Origin of the sequence: Streptomyces gilvus, assembly GCF_022513565.1 — a bacterium.
GTDB classification, from domain to species: Bacteria; Actinomycetota; Actinomycetes; order Streptomycetales; family Streptomycetaceae; genus Streptomyces; species Streptomyces gilvus.
In genome coordinates this window covers 96,669-112,992 of sequence record NZ_JAKWBE010000029.1, presented here as the reverse complement: position 1 = coordinate 112,992, position 16,324 = coordinate 96,669, and the positions used below count along the sequence as shown (strand labels likewise).

Here is a 16,324-nt window from a genome sequence, read left to right as displayed (position 1 = left end):
GTTGGGCGATGACGAACGGCGGGACGGAGGCCGGCGCGATTCCGGCGAACGTGTCCGTGAAGGCCTGCCCGATGGTCACTGCCGGGTTGGCAAAGGACGTGGACGAGGTGAACCAGTACGCCGCACCGATGTAGAGCGCCACGGCCGCCGGAGCCAGGTGCGCGCGCACCGTACGGGTCAAGCCGAAGATCAGAACCACGAGCCCAGCCGTCGCGACCGTCTCGGCCAGCCACAGGTGACCGGCGGAACGGTCGTGCGTGGACCACTTCACGAGCGGTTCGGCGAACATGGCATCAGCGAGGACCGAACCGGCGACCGCACCCACAGTCTGAGCCGAGATGTACGCGGCCAGCTCCCGCACGGTCAGTGCGTCTCCACTTGTGCGCCCGGAGAACCAGGCCGCGAGAGTCCATGCACAGATCCTGGCCATCAAGCGTGGAACCGCCGGGGCCGAACTCCCGTTCTGAATTCACTACGTGCAGGGATCTCCATCCGCCCATCGGAAGTACCCAAGGAAGTCACCTGAGCGTGTCGAACATATTATCAATACTTTCATTTTCGGAGGACCCTCGTAGGTCACTCAAGGAAAGAGGCTGACGATCCTCCGCCTCATTAGCCTGCCGCAGGTCTTCAGCTGCCATACGTTCTTCGTAATCCCGGTCCTCTTCGAAATCGATTCGATCCTCTTCTTCCTGAAAGCGCGCACGGGAAGCATCAAGCGTTGGAGTTATTACCGCGTCTTGAACGTCGAGTTCTGCAGCGACAGACAGCAGCCTCCCAACCGCATCTTCACAGTCAGAAACAGTATTTGCATCACTAGCGCTAGCCTCATCCCATTCACTGACGAAAGAGATAAACTTTCGCCGCAAATCTTCAACCTCGCGTGTAATATCGGGAATATTGGCCGCCCCCGGCAAACTAAGTAGCTGAAGATAGTATTCAAAATCTTCAGGAGAGCTCAAATCATTAGCACAGACTTCCATCGCCTTATCCCGAAGCGCAGAAATGGGCACCATATCCTCTACAGTGGCAGCGAGTTGCTTTATAACCGCAATTTCGCTCTCCAGATACAAGTACATGGTAGCCGCAGAAGCCTTTTCGAGTCGCGCGAGGCATGCAGCGATTAACTGCTTCCTCTCAACCATAGAAAGCATGACCCGTTCCGAACGGCCATCCATTCGAAGAATTTGGCGATCTCTCTCCGCTTGAGAGAAGCTTTCTCTCCTGGGCCTCTTCGGAAACGTGTTCCAAATACTTGACTTCATTTCACGAGTACGGAAAAGGGCTTGCGTGAACTTCTCCAAGGTAAATCTGGGCCTGATCCGCTGCATCCTTCTCGCTGTCGAGGAGTCCCTGTGCTGCTTGGTCAAGTAGTACTTGTAGATGCTGCCTTCAGCCCAAGTCCAGATGGTTGTTAGCTGCTCGAAAAAGACACAGCCGTCAATCAACTCATCGAGTTCCGACTCGCGAGACGACAAGTAGCCGCAGACATAGTCACTGAAGGAAGGATTCGAAAATCCGACGAAGATGACTTGGTGATCTTGCTCAGTAGCCGCCGTTTGTGAGGAGGTACTCTCAATCGTGACGAAAGTTCCTTGCAGCCTCTTTAGCGCCGCCATTATTTGTCGGCGCGATGAGTGGTGAGCGCCGCAAGCAGATTCATAGGCGAGCACCGCCTCTTCAAGGTCCCCAAGATCCACCTCAGCCTGAAACGTAGAAAGGACCGCCAGTAGGTTTCTCTCTACGTCAGATAGCTGATCTTCATAAATAGTCTCCCATAGATGCGCTGGGTCATCTAGGGCGCTCTCAGCGTAGTCAGAGAATTTAAGCGGCGCCGCCCCTTCTTCATCATATGAAGCCGTGATCAACTCAATCAGGCGCGGGTTATAGTTTCGATGCTCAATTAGCTTACGATACCTTTGATTGTCCAGAATGGTACGGCGGGCACTGCTCGACATCCCAGAGAAATGGATGTGGTTGTAAAGAATGTGCGCTTTCTGATAGCGAGTGTAGTGGCGCAGGTCAAGAATAAACCGCCTATTGTCTAGAACTGCTACACGCCGCAAGGGTTCGTACGTCTGCCGTGCTTGACGCAAGATGTATTCGCGCGTGGTCAGGATCAGCCTCTTGTCAGGGGCAGCCTGAATTCGCTTGATGACCTGAGCCAAGCGGCTATCTTCGTTCTTATTTAGCTTATCAACGAGAGAATTCTGCCCAAGGAAGTCGTCATAGAAGAATATCTGCTTTTCGTTACGCCTCCACACTTTCTCGATGTCCGCAATGTCTTCGGAGGCAACATAAACACTCCAGTCACCAGAAAGAGCCCTAAGGAGAAGCATTTCCGCCAGGGTGGTCTTACCGATTCCTGGTTGTCCCGAGATTAGGCAGACCCCATACTTTTCGAGAATTTCTTGCGCATGAGGGAATGCATCATTCTGGACATACAACCTAGTTCGAGCAGAGATCTGTTCGACAAGACCGGCACTTCTCTCATACACTTCCGAATGCAGGAGTCTCTGCAATACCGCCGTTGATGTAATCCAGAGTTTGAAGTTCGCCTGTTCCACACCTGGGTGAATGCGGAGATAGTTTTCCAGATCGTCAACCCCCCAGACATCATTCTCGGCAAGGTTCACTCCGGAAAAAATCGAAGATATCTCCTTCTTGTTGGCGCGTGTCAAAGAGGCGCTGGATGCAAGAATGTACCGACAGTTGAACCTGCCGGAGACTTTCGCCGCCTCTTTTTTGAGCTCTCCTTTTATGGCTGAGAAATTCCTACCGGGACTGTGCTTGCATTGAACGATGAGCTCTTCCCGGTTATCCCGATACAGCCTTACGTCGATCCCGCCGTCGCGCCCCGGGGGGAACGTCTCCAAGCGCTGCCCTGTCTCCGATTGAAGGATGTCCCGGACCAGAACTTCAAAGTCGTAAGGCGACAAGTCTCCGTAGTTTCTAGCCACGCAGCCATGATGCCTTCAACTCCGCCTCTTGGCGCCCTGTTTCGACATACCTCCACCGACACATCGAGGAGGGGTACAAGATCGAACCAGCTCATGCAGGCAGGTGAACCTGCAGCCGTCCGGGTACCAGAGCCGACCAGTGCGGTGGCGCAAGCGGCTGTTCCGACCGCTCAAGCATCGATCTGTAGGCGGGGGCGGTTCCACCGACGGCTTGACGATGTCAGCTCACCAACCCGTTTACCAGCGCGCGAATTCGCCGCTCGGTCTCGTCAACTGACAAGAAGCCGCAGTCCCCCTCCAGAACTCTGAGGGGGACTCGGAAGCCTTCACTGCCCCGCAGAGGCCCTACGGCGACTCAGACCCACTCCACCTCTGAGTGGATGCCCGAAGCGTTTCCAGGCCCCGGCAAGGGCGTCTTAGGCCCGCGCTGCGCCGTCGACGGCCGCCGCACTGAAGCGCCGGCAGCAGCCAGGGCGGCGACGACTTCGTCCTCACTCGCCCCCGCCAGGGCCTCAGCAATCCGCGCAAGAGGCTCGCTCACGTCAGTGCTCGTGACCACCCGAAGCGGGCGGCTGACCTGCGTTCTTGACCGTCAGCGGGAGCAACTTCTTGCCGGTCGGGCCCACTTGTACCCAAGTATCCATCTGCGGACACACCCCGCAATCGAAGCAAGGCGTCCAGCGGCAGTCCTCGACCTCTGTTTCGTCGAGGGCGTCCTGCCAGTCCTCCCAGAGCCAGTCCTTGTCGAGGCCGGAGTCGAGGTGGTCCCAGGGGAGGACCTCCTCGTAGGAGCGTTCGCGGGTGGTGTACCAGTCGACGTCCACGCCGAGGGGGGTCAGGGCCTTGTCGGCGCAGGACATCCAGCGGTCGTAGGAGAAGTGCTCGCGCCAGCCGTCGAAGCGGCCGCCGTCCTCGTAGACGGCGCGGATGACGGCGCCGATGCGGCGGTCGCCGCGGGAGAGGAGGCCCTCGACGATGCCCGGCTTGCCGTCGTGGTAGCGGAAGCCGATCGAGCGGCCGTACTTCTTGTCGCCGCGGATCTTGTCGCGGAGCTTCTCGAGGCGGGCGTCGGTCTCCTCGGCGGAGAGCTGGGGCGCCCACTGGAAGGGGGTGTGGGGCTTGGGGACGAAGCCGCCGATGGAGACCGTGCAGCGGATGTCGTTGGAGCGGGAGACCTCCCGGCCCTTGGCGATCACCTTGGTCGCCATGTCGGCGATCTGCAGGACGTCCTCGTCGGTCTCGGTGGGCAGGCCGCACATGAAGTAGAGCTTCACCTGGCGCCAGCCGTTGCCGTAGGCCGTGGCGACGGTCCGGATGAGGTCGTCCTCCGAGACCATCTTGTTGATGACCTTGCGCATGCGTTCCGAGCCGCCCTCGGGGGCGAAGGTCAGGCCGGAGCGGCGGCCGTTGCGGGTCAGTTCGTTCGCCAGGTCGACGTTGAAGGCGTCGACGCGGGTGGAGGGGAGGGACAGGCCGATCTTGTCCTCTTCGTAGCGGTCGGCCAGGCCCTTGGCGATGTCGCCGATCTCCGAGTGGTCCGCGGAGGACAGGGAGAGCAGGCCGACCTCCTCGAAGCCCGTGGCCTTCAGGCCCTTGTCGACCATCTCGCCGATGCCGGTGATGGAACGCTCGCGGACCGGGCGGGTGATCATGCCGGCCTGGCAGAAGCGGCAGCCGCGGGTGCAGCCGCGGAAGATCTCCACCGACATGCGCTCGTGGACCGTCTCGGCCAGGGGGACGAGCGGCTGCTTGGGGTAGGGCCATTCGTCGAGGTCCATGACCGTGTGCTTGGAAACGCGCCACGGCACACCCGAGCGGTTGGGGACCACGCGGGCGATACGGCCGTCGGGGAGGTACTCGACGTCGTAGAAGGCGGGGATGTAGACCGCGCCGGTCTTCGCGAGGCGGAGGAGGACCTCCTCGCGGCCGCCGGGGCGGCCCTCCGCCTTCCAGGCCTGGATGATCTTCGTCATGTCGAGGACGGCCTGCTCGCCGTCGCCGATGATCGCCGCGTCGATGAAGTCCGCGATCGGTTCGGGGTTGAAGGCCGCGTGGCCGCCCGCGAGGACGATCGGGTCGTCGAGCGTGCGGTCCTTCGACTCCAGGGGGATGCCGGCCAGGTCCAGGGCGGTGAGCATGTTCGTGTAGCCCAGCTCGGTGGAGAAGGACAGGCCGAACACGTCGAAGGCCTTCACCGGGCGGTGGCTGTCCACCGTGAACTGCGGGACGCCGTGCTCCCGCATCAGCGCCTCCAGGTCCGGCCACACGCTGTAGGTGCGCTCGGCGAGGACGCCCTCCTGCTCGTTCAGCACCTCGTAGAGGATCATGACGCCCTGGTTGGGCAGGCCGACCTCGTAGGCGTCGGGGTACATCAGCGCCCAGCGGACGTCACAGGACTCCCACGGCTTGACCGTGGAGTTGAGTTCTCCGCCGACGTACTGGATCGGCTTCTGCACGTGCGGGAGCAGAGCTTCGAGCTGCGGGAACACAGACTCGGCGGCCGCAGTGACTTCGGCAGGCATCTCGCGAACCTTCGTAAGGGACGGACGGATCTGACAGGACTCACAGCAGTGATCCGACAGGGGTGACCATCTAGCCTAACGCGGGCCGAGCCCTCCTCCGTACGGCCGGAGGACCACCGCACGGTGGGATGACCACCGCACGGTCAGAGGCCCGCACCGTCCTTCACCGACGCCCACATCCCCGGCAGCTCCGTCTCCGCCCGCTCCGCGCGCCGCTCCTCGCGCCCGTACAGCAGGCCGTACGTGAAGGAGCTCTCCCCCGCCGCGTGCGCCACGGCGGACAGCTCGCGCAGGGTCTGGCGGGTCATGACGCTGTCCTGGTGGTCGCCGAGGAGGGTCTGGAGGGACTTCATCGACTTCAGCAGGGCGGTCGCCGGGTCGCCGAGCGCGGGGACGGCCGCCTCCGCCGAGTACCGCGTCCGCTTGGCCTTCTTGCGGGCCTCGTGCAGGGCGAGGTCGCGGTCCTGGCCGGGCGGCAGGGCCACCGCCTGTTCGACGAGCTCGGTGAGCTTTCCGAAGTCGTTCCGTACGGCCTTGGAGATCACCTTCTCGGGCTTTCCGCCGGCGGCCTTCAGCAGGGGCGGGGCGTCGACCAGCGCGTCCAGGGCGTCGAGCAGAGTGAGGTAGCGCTTGGAGTCGAGGACGCCGGTCAGTCTGCGGCGCGAGCCTCCTCGGCGGGCGCTCGCCCACAGGCGCATGCGGGTGCGGACGGGGCCGTGGATCAGGGGGCGGGGCACCTCGGCGAGGGCGGCGGTGAGGCGTTCGGTCAGCACTTCGCGGTCGCGGTCGACGCCGAGTTCGCCGGCCAGCCACTTCAGCTCCTCGCCGAGCGGGTCGGTGATCTGGCGGTCGAGGACCTTGCCGTAGGAGCGGAAGGCGCTGCGCATGCGCCGGGTGGCGACCCGCATGCGGTGCACGGAGTCGTACGCGTCCTGGCGTACCGCGGGATCGAGCGCGACGATCGCGTCCCGTTGTTCGCGCAGGTAGGCGAGGACGTGGTCGCCGGCGGTCACCGGGGCCTCGGCGGGGGCCGGCTTGCGCTTCTTCCTGCCGCGGGGTGCCGTCTGAGCGAGCGCCCGGGCCAGCTTGGACGCGGACTTCGAGGGCCGTACGCCCGCCTTGCGCAGCCGTTTGTCGACCTTGTCGAGGAAGGCGGGGTCGCCGTCGTCGGCGAGTTCGACCTCCAGTTCGGTCCACTGGGCGCTGCCGCCGGCGTCGGTGAGCCGTTCGGCCTGTACGGCGTCCATGCTCACCTCGGCGAGCAGCCGGCCGTCGGCGTCGACGAGGTCCCACAGGTCGCGGTCGGAGCGCAGGCGGACCACGGGCAGCAGTTCGGCGTCGCGGATCCGGGAGCGGACCAGGCCGGCGATGACGCGCGGGACGGTGTCGGAGAGCGGGGCGCGGATCTCGTCGCGGACGCCGGGGGCGACGGGGAACTTCAGATGCCAGCCGGCGTCGGAGCCTCCGGTGCGGCGGCGCAGGGTGATGGAGGACCTGGCGAGGCGCTCGTCGGCGGTGTCGTAGTAGGTGGCGTCGAGGTGGGCGACACCCTTGTCGATGACGGCCGCGACACCGGCCACGCCGGTCAGGTCCGGCAGGCCGCTGTCGTCGGATTCGTACTTCCGCTCGATCTCGCGCTTTGTGTCCGCCATGACCTGAATCTAATGGGATTCCGCTCCCGGCGGCAGGGACCATCGGGCATGAATGCCGGGCGGACCCAGGGGCAACGTGGGATGTCCTATGCCGACATGGGTCTCTGCACCTTGATCGACTGCAGCAGTCCCACGGCGACCCACACCGCGAACATGGACGAGCCGCCGTACGAAACGAAGGGCAGCGGCAGGCCGGTGACCGGCATGATCCCGAGGGTCATGCCGATGTTCTCGAAGGACTGGAAGGCGAACCAGGCGACGATGCCGGCCGCGACGATCGTGCCGTACAGCTCGGTCGAGTCGCGGGCGATCCGGCAGGCCCGCCACAGGACCACGCCGAGCAGGAGGATGATCAGTCCCGCGCCGACGAAGCCCAGCTCCTCCCCCGCGACCGTGAAGACGAAGTCCGTCTGCTGTTCGGGGACGAACTGTCCGGTGGTCTGCGAGCCGTGGAAGAGCCCGGCGCCGGTGAGTCCGCCCGAACCGATCGCGATACGGGCCTGGTTGGTGTTGTAGCCGACGCCGGCCGGGTCGAGGCTGGGGTTGGCGAAGGCGGCGAAGCGGTTGATCTGGTACTCGTCCAGGATGTGCAGCTGCCAGATGGCGATGCAGCCGACGATGCCGGCCGTGAGCAGGCCGAAGATCCAGCGGTTGGAGGCGCCGGAGGCGAGCAGCACGCCGAGGATGATCGTGACCAGGACCAGGACCGTGCCGAGGTCGGGCATGAGCAGCACGATCATGATCGGTACGGCGGCCAGGCCCAGCGCCTGCAGGACCGTGCGGTGGTCGGGGTGGGGCCGGTCGCCCGCGTCCACCCGGGCCGAGAGCAGCATGGCCATGCCGAGGATGATCGACACCTTCACGAACTCGGCGGGCTGCAGGGAGAAGCCGCCGCCGAGGACGATCCAGTTGCGGCTGCCGTTGATGGTGGCGCCGAGCGGGGTGAGCACCAGCAGCACCCCGAACAGGGAGAGGCCGTAGAGGATGGGCACCACGTTGCGCAGGGTGCGGTGGCCGAGCCAGATCGTGCCGACCATCAGGGCGATGCCGATGCCGGTGTTCATGATGTGCCGGATCAGGAAGTAGTACGGGTCGCCCTGGTTGATCTCCGTGCGGTTGCGGGTCGCGGAGAAGACCAGGAGCGAGCCGATCGCGGAGAGCGCGACGGCCGACAGCAGCATCGGCCAGTCCAGCCGGCGGGTGAGCGAGTCGCGGGCGAGCAGCCGGGTCCAGCCCGCGGGCCGGGGCCCGTACCCGGAGACGGAGAAGCTGTTGGCACCGGTCATGTCGGCATCCTCCGGCTTCCCCTCTTACGAGGTCGCCTGCGGGTGTTGCGGTTGGTGGCCGTCGGTGAGGGGGTGGTCCCGGCGGGCTGGGTGCCGTCCGGGGAGGCGGTGCTCTGTTCGGTGGCCTTCTGGAGGTCGTTGACGGGGTCCTTGGCGACCTTCGGGGAGGCGATCGTGCCGTCGGCCTTGACCTTCGGCAGGCCCGTCTGCGGGGTGGGCAGCAGTGCCTTGCTCTTGTCGATGGAGCCGTCGGGCTGGACGCCGTAGAGGGCGCTGTAGATGTTGCGGACGGCCTCACCGGAGGCGCCGGAGCCCGTACCGGCCTGGGCGATCGTCATGACGATCGTGTAGTCCTTGGAGTAGGTGGCGAGCCAGGAGGTGGTCTGCTTGCCGTAGACCTCCGCGGTACCGGTCTTGGCGTGCAGCTCGATCTTGTCCTGGGGCCAGCCCTGGAACTTCCAGGCTGCGGTACCGCTGGTGATGACGCCGGCGAGGGCCTTGTCGATGCCCTTGAGGGTGGCCTGGGTGACCGGCAGCTTCGCCTTGACCTTGGGCTTGATCTCCTGGACGGTCCTGCCGTCGGCGCTGATGACGGCCTTGCCGATGGTGGGCACGTACTCGGTGCCGCCGTTGGCGAGCGCCCCGTAGATCATGGCCTCCTGGATCGGCGTGACGAGGGTGTCGCCCTGGCCGATGGAGTAGTTGATCGAGTCACCCTCGCGCATCTTGTTGCCCTCGAGGCAGTTCTCGTAGGCGATCCGCTCGACGTAGCTGCCGTTCTTCTTGCCGGACTTGCACCAGGCGTCCTTGTTGGCCTTCCAGTACGCCTCCTTCCACTGGCGGTCGGGGACGCGGCCGGTGACCTCGTTGGGCAGGTCGACGCCGGTCTCCTTGCCGAGGCCGAACTGGTGCGCGGCCTTGTAGAAGTAGTCCTTGGGCTGGCCCTTCTTGGGGTTGATGCCGCCGTCCTTCTTCCACTGCTGGTCGGCGAGGCCGTAGAAGACGGTGTCGCAGGAGACCTCCAGGGCGCGGCCGAGGGAGATGGGGCCGAAGTTCTCGCCCTCGAAGTTCTTGAAGACCTGGCCGCCCACGGAGTACGAGCTGGTGCAGGGGTAGCCGCCGTCCCAGGCGTAGCCGGCCTCGACGGCGGCGGCCGTGGAGACCACCTTGAAGGTCGAACCGGGCGCGGACTGACCCTGTATGGCCCGGTTGAGCAGCGGGTAGTCGGAGTCCTTGCCGGTGAGCTGCCGGTAGTCCTTGGCGGAGATGCCGCCCACCCAGACGTTCGGGTCGTAGGTCGGCGCGGAGGCCATGGCGACGATACGGCCGGTCTTGGCCTCCATCACCACGACGGCACCGGAGTCGGCCTTGTAGTTCTCGCCGGTGATCGAGTCGAACTGCTCACGGGCCTTCTTCATCGCGGTGTTCAGCTCGTACTCGGCGACCCGCTGGACGCGGGAGTCGATGCTGGTGACCAGGTTCGAACCGGGCTCGGCGGCGTCGGACTTGGCCTTGCCGATGACCCGGCCGAGGTTGTCGACCTCGTAGCGGGTGACGCCGGCCTTGCCGCGCAGCTTCTTGTCGTACTCGCGTTCCAGGCCCGAGCGGCCGACCTGGTCGGAGCGCAGATAGGGCGAGTCGGTGTTCTTGGCCTGCTGGATCTCGTCGTCGGTGACCGGCGAGAGGTAGCCGAGGACCTGGGCGGTGTTGGCCTTGCCTGGTGAGGGGTAGCGGCGTACGGCCTCGGGCTCGGCGGTGATGCCGGGGAAGTCCTCGGAGCGCTCACGGATCTGCAGGGCCTGACGGGGCGTCGCCTCGTCGGTGATCGGGATGGGCTGGTAGGGCGAGCCGTTCCAGCACGGCTGGGGCGTCTTGGCGTCGCACAGCCGGACCTTCTGCATGACCTCCGCGGGCTTCATGCCGAGGACCCCGGCCAGCTTGGTGAGGACGGCCTTGCCGTCGTCCGTCATCTTCAGCAGGTCGGTGCGGGAGGCGGAGACGACCAGCCGGGTCTCGTTGTCCGCGAGGGGCACGCCCCGCGCGTCCAGGATCGAGCCGCGCACGGCGGGCTGGACGACCTGCTGGACGTGGTTGCCCGTGGCCTCCTTCTGGTACTGCGCGCCCTCCCGGATCTGCAGGTACCACAGCCGGCCGCCGAGGGTGCCGAGCAGGGAGAGGACGAGGATCTGGATGACGACGAGCCTGATCTGGACCCGTGGGGTGCGACCCGTCTCGGGAATGTTGGTCATGGGCGTAGCCCATTCCTTGGAAGGGTGGTGGTGGGAGACGGGTGGGCGTTGGTCACTGCGGCTGCCTCCCCCTCTCAGCGTGTAGGTGTGTCATATCCGACCAAGCTGTGAACGCCGCCGCCAACTCCGCTGTTCTCACAGCCGTTTGACCCCCTTGATGCGGCCCACCCGCGCGGTGCGGGTGCGGGCCCGGGTCTTCAGGGAGCCGAGGCCGCCGCGCTGGCCGCCGATCTTGAGGCCGGTGCCGTTGGAGATCCAGCCGGAGGAAATGTCGGTGGCCTTCTTTCCGGCGGAGGAGGTCTCGGCGAGCGGGTCGTTGTCCGCGCGCCGGGCCAGCGCCATGATCCCGGGGACCACGAAGGGGGCGAGCAGGAGGTCGTAGAGGGCGGCGGTGAACAGCAGGCTGACCAGGCCGACATGGCGGGCGGCGGTGTCGCCGACGAGGGCGCCGACACCGGCGTACAGCAGGGTGGAGCCGATGGCGGCGGCGACCACGACGACCATGGGGCCGGTGGCCGACTTGAGTCTGCCGTTCTCCGGTTTGATCAGCCCGGCGAGGTAGCCGGTGACGCACAGCACCAGGGCGTAGCGGCCGGCCGCGTGGTCGGCCGGGGGTGCGAGGTCGGCGAGCAGGCCGGCGGCGAAGCCGACGAGGGCGCCGCCCACATGGCCGTACACCATGGCGAGGCCCAGGACGGTCAGCAGCAGCAAGTCGGGGACGGCGCCGGGGAGATGGAGCCGGGCGAGGACGCTCACCTGGACCACCAGGGCGATGACGACCAGCGCCGAGGAGAGCAGGATCCGGTTGACGCGCATGGGGATTCAGCTCCTACTGCTGCTGGGTCTGGCCGTCGAGGGACGCGGTCGCCGAGGGGGTGACCGTGACGGTCACCGTCGGCGTCGGGGTCGGCTGGGGCTTGGGCGGGAGCACCGTGTCGCGCGGGTCCCTCTTCGGGGCCTCGACGACCACGCCGACGATGTCCAGCTTGGTGAAGCCGACGTAGGGCGTGACGTAGATGGTGCGGGTCAGGCCGCCCTCGGAGGGCTCGACGCGGGAGACGACGCCGACCGGGACACCGGGCACGAAGGGCTTGTCGGCCTCGGAGCCGAAGGTGACCAGGCGGTCGCCCTTCTTCACGTCGGCCTTGCCGTTGAGGAGTTCGACGCGCAGCGGCCGGTCGCCCTGGCCGGAGGCGAAGCCGAGTTCGTCGCTGCCCTCCATGCGGGTGCCGACGGTGAAGTCGGGGTCGTTGGCGAGCAGGACGGTCGAGGTGTTCGGGCCGACGGTGGTGACGCGGCCGACGAGACCGTCGCCGTTGAGGACGGTCATGTCCCGCTTGATGCCGTCGTTGGCGCCGACGTCGATGGTGATGGTCCAGGAGAAGCCCTGGGCCGCCCCTATGGCGATGACCTCGGCGCCCTTGATGCCGTACTGGCCCTCGCCGGCGATCCGCATCATGTTGTCGAGCTGTTTGAGGCGGCTGGCGTTGCGGTCGTCGCTGCCCAGCCTGGCTTTGAGGGCCGCGTTCTCCTGCTCCAGCCGGGCGAGCCGGTCGTGCTTGCTGCCGGAGTCGCGGATCGCGGAGACGGCGTTGCCGACCGGGTCGACCGCCGACGACACGCCGTTCTCGATGGGCCCGAAGACCGTCGCCGCGGCCTGACGGGCACCGTCGACCGGGGAGTCCTCCCCGCCGCGGATGTCCACCGTGATCAGCGCGAACGCGACGGCGATCAGCAGCACCAGGAGCAGCCGGCTCTCTCTCGTGTCCCTCACGTGCGGCGGCCGTGCCTTCCTCATAGGAATGTGCGGGTGTTCAGGTATGCGTGAGCTGAGGCCTGTTGAGGCTTATGGGTGAGCTTATGCCTCTATATCGACGATCCGCCGCACGAGAGGAGATCATCTCGTACGGCGGAACCGAAGAGTTACGTCATCTGCGCGGCTGGGCGTCCAGGACCTGCTGGAGCGCCTCGAACTCCTCGACGCACTTGCCGGAGCCGAGCGCCACGCTGTCCAGCGGGTCCTCGGCGATGTGGATCGGCATGCCGGTCTCGCGGCGAAGCCTCTCGTCAAGTCCGCGCAGCAGCGCGCCGCCGCCGGTGAGGACGATCCCCCGGTCCATGATGTCGCCGGACAGCTCCGGCGGGCACTTGTCGAGGGTCGTCTTGACGGCGTCGACGATGGCGTTGACCGGCTCCTCGATCGCCTTGCGCACTTCGGCGGCCGAGATGACGACGGTCTTGGGCAGTCCGGAGACGAGGTCCCGGCCGCGGATTTCGGTGTGCTCGTCGGAGTCCAGGTCGTACGCCGAACCGATCGTGATCTTGATCTGCTCGGCCGTCCGCTCACCGAGGAGGAGGGAGTACTCCTTCTTGATGTGCTGGATGATCGCGTTGTCCAGTTCGTCGCCGGCGACGCGGATGGACTGGGCGGTGACGATGCCGCCGAGCGAGATGACCGCGACCTCCGTGGTGCCGCCGCCGATGTCCACCACCATGTTGCCCGTGGCCTCGTGGACCGGCAGGCCGGAGCCGATGGCCGCGGCCATGGGCTCCTCGATGATGTGCACCTGGCGGGCGCCGGCCTGGGACGACGCCTCGATGACGGCGCGGCGCTCGACGCCGGTGATGCCCGAGGGCACGCAGACGACGACCCGCGGACGGGCCAGATACCGCCGCTTGTGGATCTTCAGGATGAAGTAGCGGAGCATCCGCTCGGTGATCTCGAAGTCGGCGATCACACCGTCCTTCAGCGGTCGCACGGCGACGATGTTGCCGGGCGTGCGCCCGATCATCTTCTTCGCCTCCGCGCCGACCGCGAGAATTCCACCGGTGTTCGTGTTGATCGCGACGACGGACGGCTCGTTGAGTACGATCCCGCGACCCCTGACGTACACCAGCGTGTTGGCGGTCCCGAGGTCGACAGCCATGTCACGGCCGATGAACGACATTGAGTTCCCCATCAGGATTCGTCTGGCCTTCCTGGGAGCTTTTGAGGGCATTTCAGGTCGGCGAAGTGGGTGCTGTGACGTGAAGGCTTCCATCGTAGACGCGCCTTCGCGAACACTGCGGGAGGGTCTTCGCCATTGTCAGCAGATGATGCGCGGCTCCGCTTGTGGAGACGGGCGTTCGGGGGCACTCGTTCCCTCGATCGCCGGTGCATATGCAGGAAGTCCGGGGACAATACACCGAACTTCCCGACGTGCTGCCTCGGGGGTTACGCGCGGCCCGGGAAGAAGATCTTCACCTCGCGCTCCGCGGACTCCTCGGAGTCGGACGCGTGGATCAGGTTCTCCCGGACGATGACGCCGAAGTCGCCGCGGATGGAGCCGGGGGCGGCGGCGATCGGGTCGGTCGGACCGGCCAGCGCGCGCACGCCCTCGATGACCCGCTCACCCTCGACGATCAGGGCGACGACCGGCCCGGAGGCCATGAACTGAACCAGCGGCTCGTAGAAGGGCTTGCCCTTGTGCTCGCCGTAGTGCTGCTCCAGCGTGTCCTGGTCCAGCGTGCGCAGCTCCAGCGCGGTGATCTGCCAGCCGGCCTTGCGCTCGATGCGGCTGATGATCTCGCCGGTCAGGCCGCGGCGGACTGCGTCGGGCTTGAGCAGGACGAGGGTGCGCTGGGTCACGACGGCTCCTATTGATCTGTACGGGGGCGCTGTGTTCGAAGATTACAGGGCGTGTCCGGGGCCCTGTCACACAGCGTCAGGTGTGGAGGAGCCGGGGGTCGAGGAGCTGGGTGCGGAGGCGCCGGAGGGCGGGGCGTCGGACTCCTGCGCGGCGAATCTCGCCTTCGCCTCGTCGATCTTGCGGCCGTAGTGCACCGAGGCCCACCACAGGGCCGCGAAGACCGCGCCGAGGAAGAACATCGTCGGGACGATGAAGCCGGAGGCGATCAGCGCGGCCTGGAGCGCCCAGCCGAAGGCGATGCCGCCCGGCCGGGTCACCAGGCCGCACAGCAGCAGGCACAGGAACATCGCGATGCCGCTGACCGTCCAGACCGTCCCCATGGACAGGTCGGGGTGCTTCATGGCGACCAGTCCCGCGAAGCCGATCACGAAGAACTCGCCGATCAGCGTGGAAGCACAGAGCGTACGCACTCGGTCAGCCCCTCCCCAGCAGCAGTCGGGCCTCGCCCACGGTGATGACGGAGCCCGTGACGAGCACACCGCCGCCGGCGAACTCGCCCTCCTCCTCGGCCAGCGTGATCGCCGCCTCCAGCGCGTCCGGCAGCCGCGGCTCGACCTGGACGCGGTCCTCGCCGAACACCTCGACGGCGATCGCGGCCAGCTCGTCGGCGTCCATGGCGCGATGGCTGGAGTTCTGGGTGACGACGACCTCGGCGAAGAGCGGCTCGAAGGCCTCCAGCAGGCCCCGCACGTTCTTGTCGCCGCTCGCCCCGACCACCCCGATCAGCCGGCTGAAGTCGAAGGCCTCACCGACCGCCTCGGCGGTGGCCCGGGCGCCCGCCGGGTTGTGCGCGGCGTCCAGGACGACGGTCGGGGAGCGCCGTACGACCTCCAGGCGGCCCGGCGAGGTCACGGACGCGAAGGCCTTGCGGACCGTGTCGATGTCCAGGGGCTCGGGGCGCTGCGAGCCCACGCCGAAGAACGCCTCCACGGCGGCGAGCGCCACCGCGGCGTTGTGCGCCTGGTAGGGGCCGTGCAGCGGCAGGTAGACCTCGTCGTACTCGCCGCCGAGGCCGCGCAGGGTGAGCAGCTGGCCGCCGACGGCCACCTGACGGGCGACCACGCCGAACTCCAGGCCCTCGCGGGCCACGGTCGCGTCCACCTCGACGGCCTTCTTCAGCAGCACCTGCGCCGCGTCCACCGGCTGCTGGGCGAGGATGACCGTCGCGTCCTGCTTGATGATGCCGGACTTCTCGCCGGCGATCGCGGCGGGCGTCTCGCCGAGCCGGTCGGTGTGGTCGAGGTCGATGGGGGTGATGACGGCGACGTCACCGTCAATGACGTTCGTGGCGTCCCAGGAGCCGCCCATGCCGACCTCGACGACGGCGACGTCCACCGGGGCGTCCGCGAAGGCCGCGTACGCCATGCCGGTCAGCACCTCGAAGAAGGACAGCCGGTACTCCTGCTGTCCGTCGACCATCTCGACGTACGGCTTGATGTCCTGGTACGTCTCGATGAAGCGCTCGGCGGAGATCGGGGCGCCGTCCAGGCTGATCCGCTCGGTGATCGACTGGACGTGCGGGGAGGTGTAGCGGCCCGTGCGCAGCTCGAAGGCGCCGAGGAGGGCCTCGATCATGCGGGCGGTCGAGGTCTTGCCGTTGGTGCCGGTGATGTGGATCGAGGGGTACGAGCGCTGCGGCTCGCCCAGGACGTCCATCAGCGCGGAGATGCGGGTGACCGACGGCTCCAGCTTGGTCTCGCCCCAGCGGGTCGCCAGCTCCGCCTCGACCTCGCGCAGAGCCTTGTCGAGCTCCGGGTCCTCGGGGCGGGCGGGCACATCGGCCTGCGGCCGGCCGCCCTGGGTGCGCAGGGTGCGGCTGCCGGCCTCGATGGCCGCGAGATCGGGGTCCCGGTCGGTCTCGGCCGCGACGATCTCGTCGAAGGGGTCGCTGTCACTCACGGGGCCAGTCTACGGAGCGGGACTGACAGACGTAGGCGAAGGCCCCCGGAACTGGACGTTTCCGGGG

At 66.4% G+C, this 16,324-nt stretch carries 11 protein-coding genes and 1 pseudogene; all 12 read right to left on the bottom strand.

Translation table 11 applies throughout. The annotated features are described in order from the left end of the window. A pseudogene (locus MKW14_RS32945) lies at positions 1 to 409 on the bottom strand (aquaporin); the annotation flags it as partial. Between the two features lie 109 nt (positions 410 to 518). Beyond that, the gene (locus tag MKW14_RS32940; RefSeq protein WP_240869006.1) at positions 519 to 2,960 is read right to left on the bottom strand and encodes an nSTAND3 domain-containing NTPase; all 2,442 of its coding nucleotides are present in this window, start codon (positions 2,958 to 2,960) and stop codon (positions 519 to 521) included. 542 nt (positions 2,961 to 3,502) lie between these two features. Next, the gene (locus MKW14_RS32935; RefSeq protein ID WP_240869000.1) at positions 3,503 to 5,482 is read right to left on the bottom strand and encodes a TIGR03960 family B12-binding radical SAM protein; all 1,980 of its coding nucleotides are present in this window, start codon (positions 5,480 to 5,482) and stop codon (positions 3,503 to 3,505) included. A gap of 143 nt (positions 5,483 to 5,625) precedes the next feature. Continuing rightward, positions 5,626 to 7,134: a CYTH and CHAD domain-containing protein gene (locus MKW14_RS32930; RefSeq protein WP_240868997.1), complete on the bottom strand. Its 1,509-nt coding sequence runs from the start codon at positions 7,132 to 7,134 to the stop codon at positions 5,626 to 5,628. Positions 7,135 to 7,220: 86 nt separating this feature from the next. After that, a complete protein-coding gene (gene rodA, locus MKW14_RS32925; RefSeq protein WP_240868994.1) occupies positions 7,221 to 8,420 on the bottom strand; it encodes a rod shape-determining protein RodA in 1,200 nt (399 codons plus the stop codon). Next, entirely contained in the window at positions 8,417 to 10,669 is a 2,253-nt protein-coding gene (gene mrdA / locus MKW14_RS32920) for a penicillin-binding protein 2 (protein WP_240868991.1), read from the bottom strand. The genes rodA and mrdA overlap by 4 nt, the downstream gene beginning before the upstream one ends. Positions 10,670 to 10,804: 135 nt before the next feature. After that, positions 10,805 to 11,485 carry a rod shape-determining protein MreD gene (gene mreD, locus MKW14_RS32915; RefSeq protein WP_240868988.1) on the bottom strand — a complete coding sequence of 227 codons (681 nt, stop codon included), beginning with the start codon at positions 11,483 to 11,485 and terminating at the stop codon, positions 10,805 to 10,807. Between the two features lie 13 nt (positions 11,486 to 11,498). Beyond that, positions 11,499 to 12,443: a rod shape-determining protein MreC gene (gene mreC, locus MKW14_RS32910; RefSeq protein ID WP_240868986.1), complete on the bottom strand. Its 945-nt coding sequence runs from the start codon at positions 12,441 to 12,443 to the stop codon at positions 11,499 to 11,501. 154 nt (positions 12,444 to 12,597) lie between these two features. After that, entirely contained in the window at positions 12,598 to 13,617 is a 1,020-nt protein-coding gene (locus MKW14_RS32905; RefSeq protein WP_004001297.1) for a rod shape-determining protein, read from the bottom strand. A 266-nt stretch (positions 13,618 to 13,883) separates the two neighbouring features. Continuing rightward, positions 13,884 to 14,297, bottom strand: a complete 414-nt coding sequence (ndk, locus tag MKW14_RS32900) for a nucleoside-diphosphate kinase (protein ID WP_240868984.1) — start codon at positions 14,295 to 14,297, stop codon at positions 13,884 to 13,886. A gap of 66 nt (positions 14,298 to 14,363) precedes the next feature. Next, entirely contained in the window at positions 14,364 to 14,768 is a 405-nt protein-coding gene (locus MKW14_RS32895) for a DUF4233 domain-containing protein (RefSeq protein WP_240868982.1), read from the bottom strand. A gap of 4 nt (positions 14,769 to 14,772) precedes the next feature. Further along, positions 14,773 to 16,257 carry a bifunctional tetrahydrofolate synthase/dihydrofolate synthase gene (gene folC, locus MKW14_RS32890; RefSeq protein ID WP_240868980.1) on the bottom strand — a complete coding sequence of 495 codons (1,485 nt, stop codon included), beginning with the start codon at positions 16,255 to 16,257 and terminating at the stop codon, positions 14,773 to 14,775. Positions 16,258 to 16,324 lie beyond the last annotated feature (67 nt).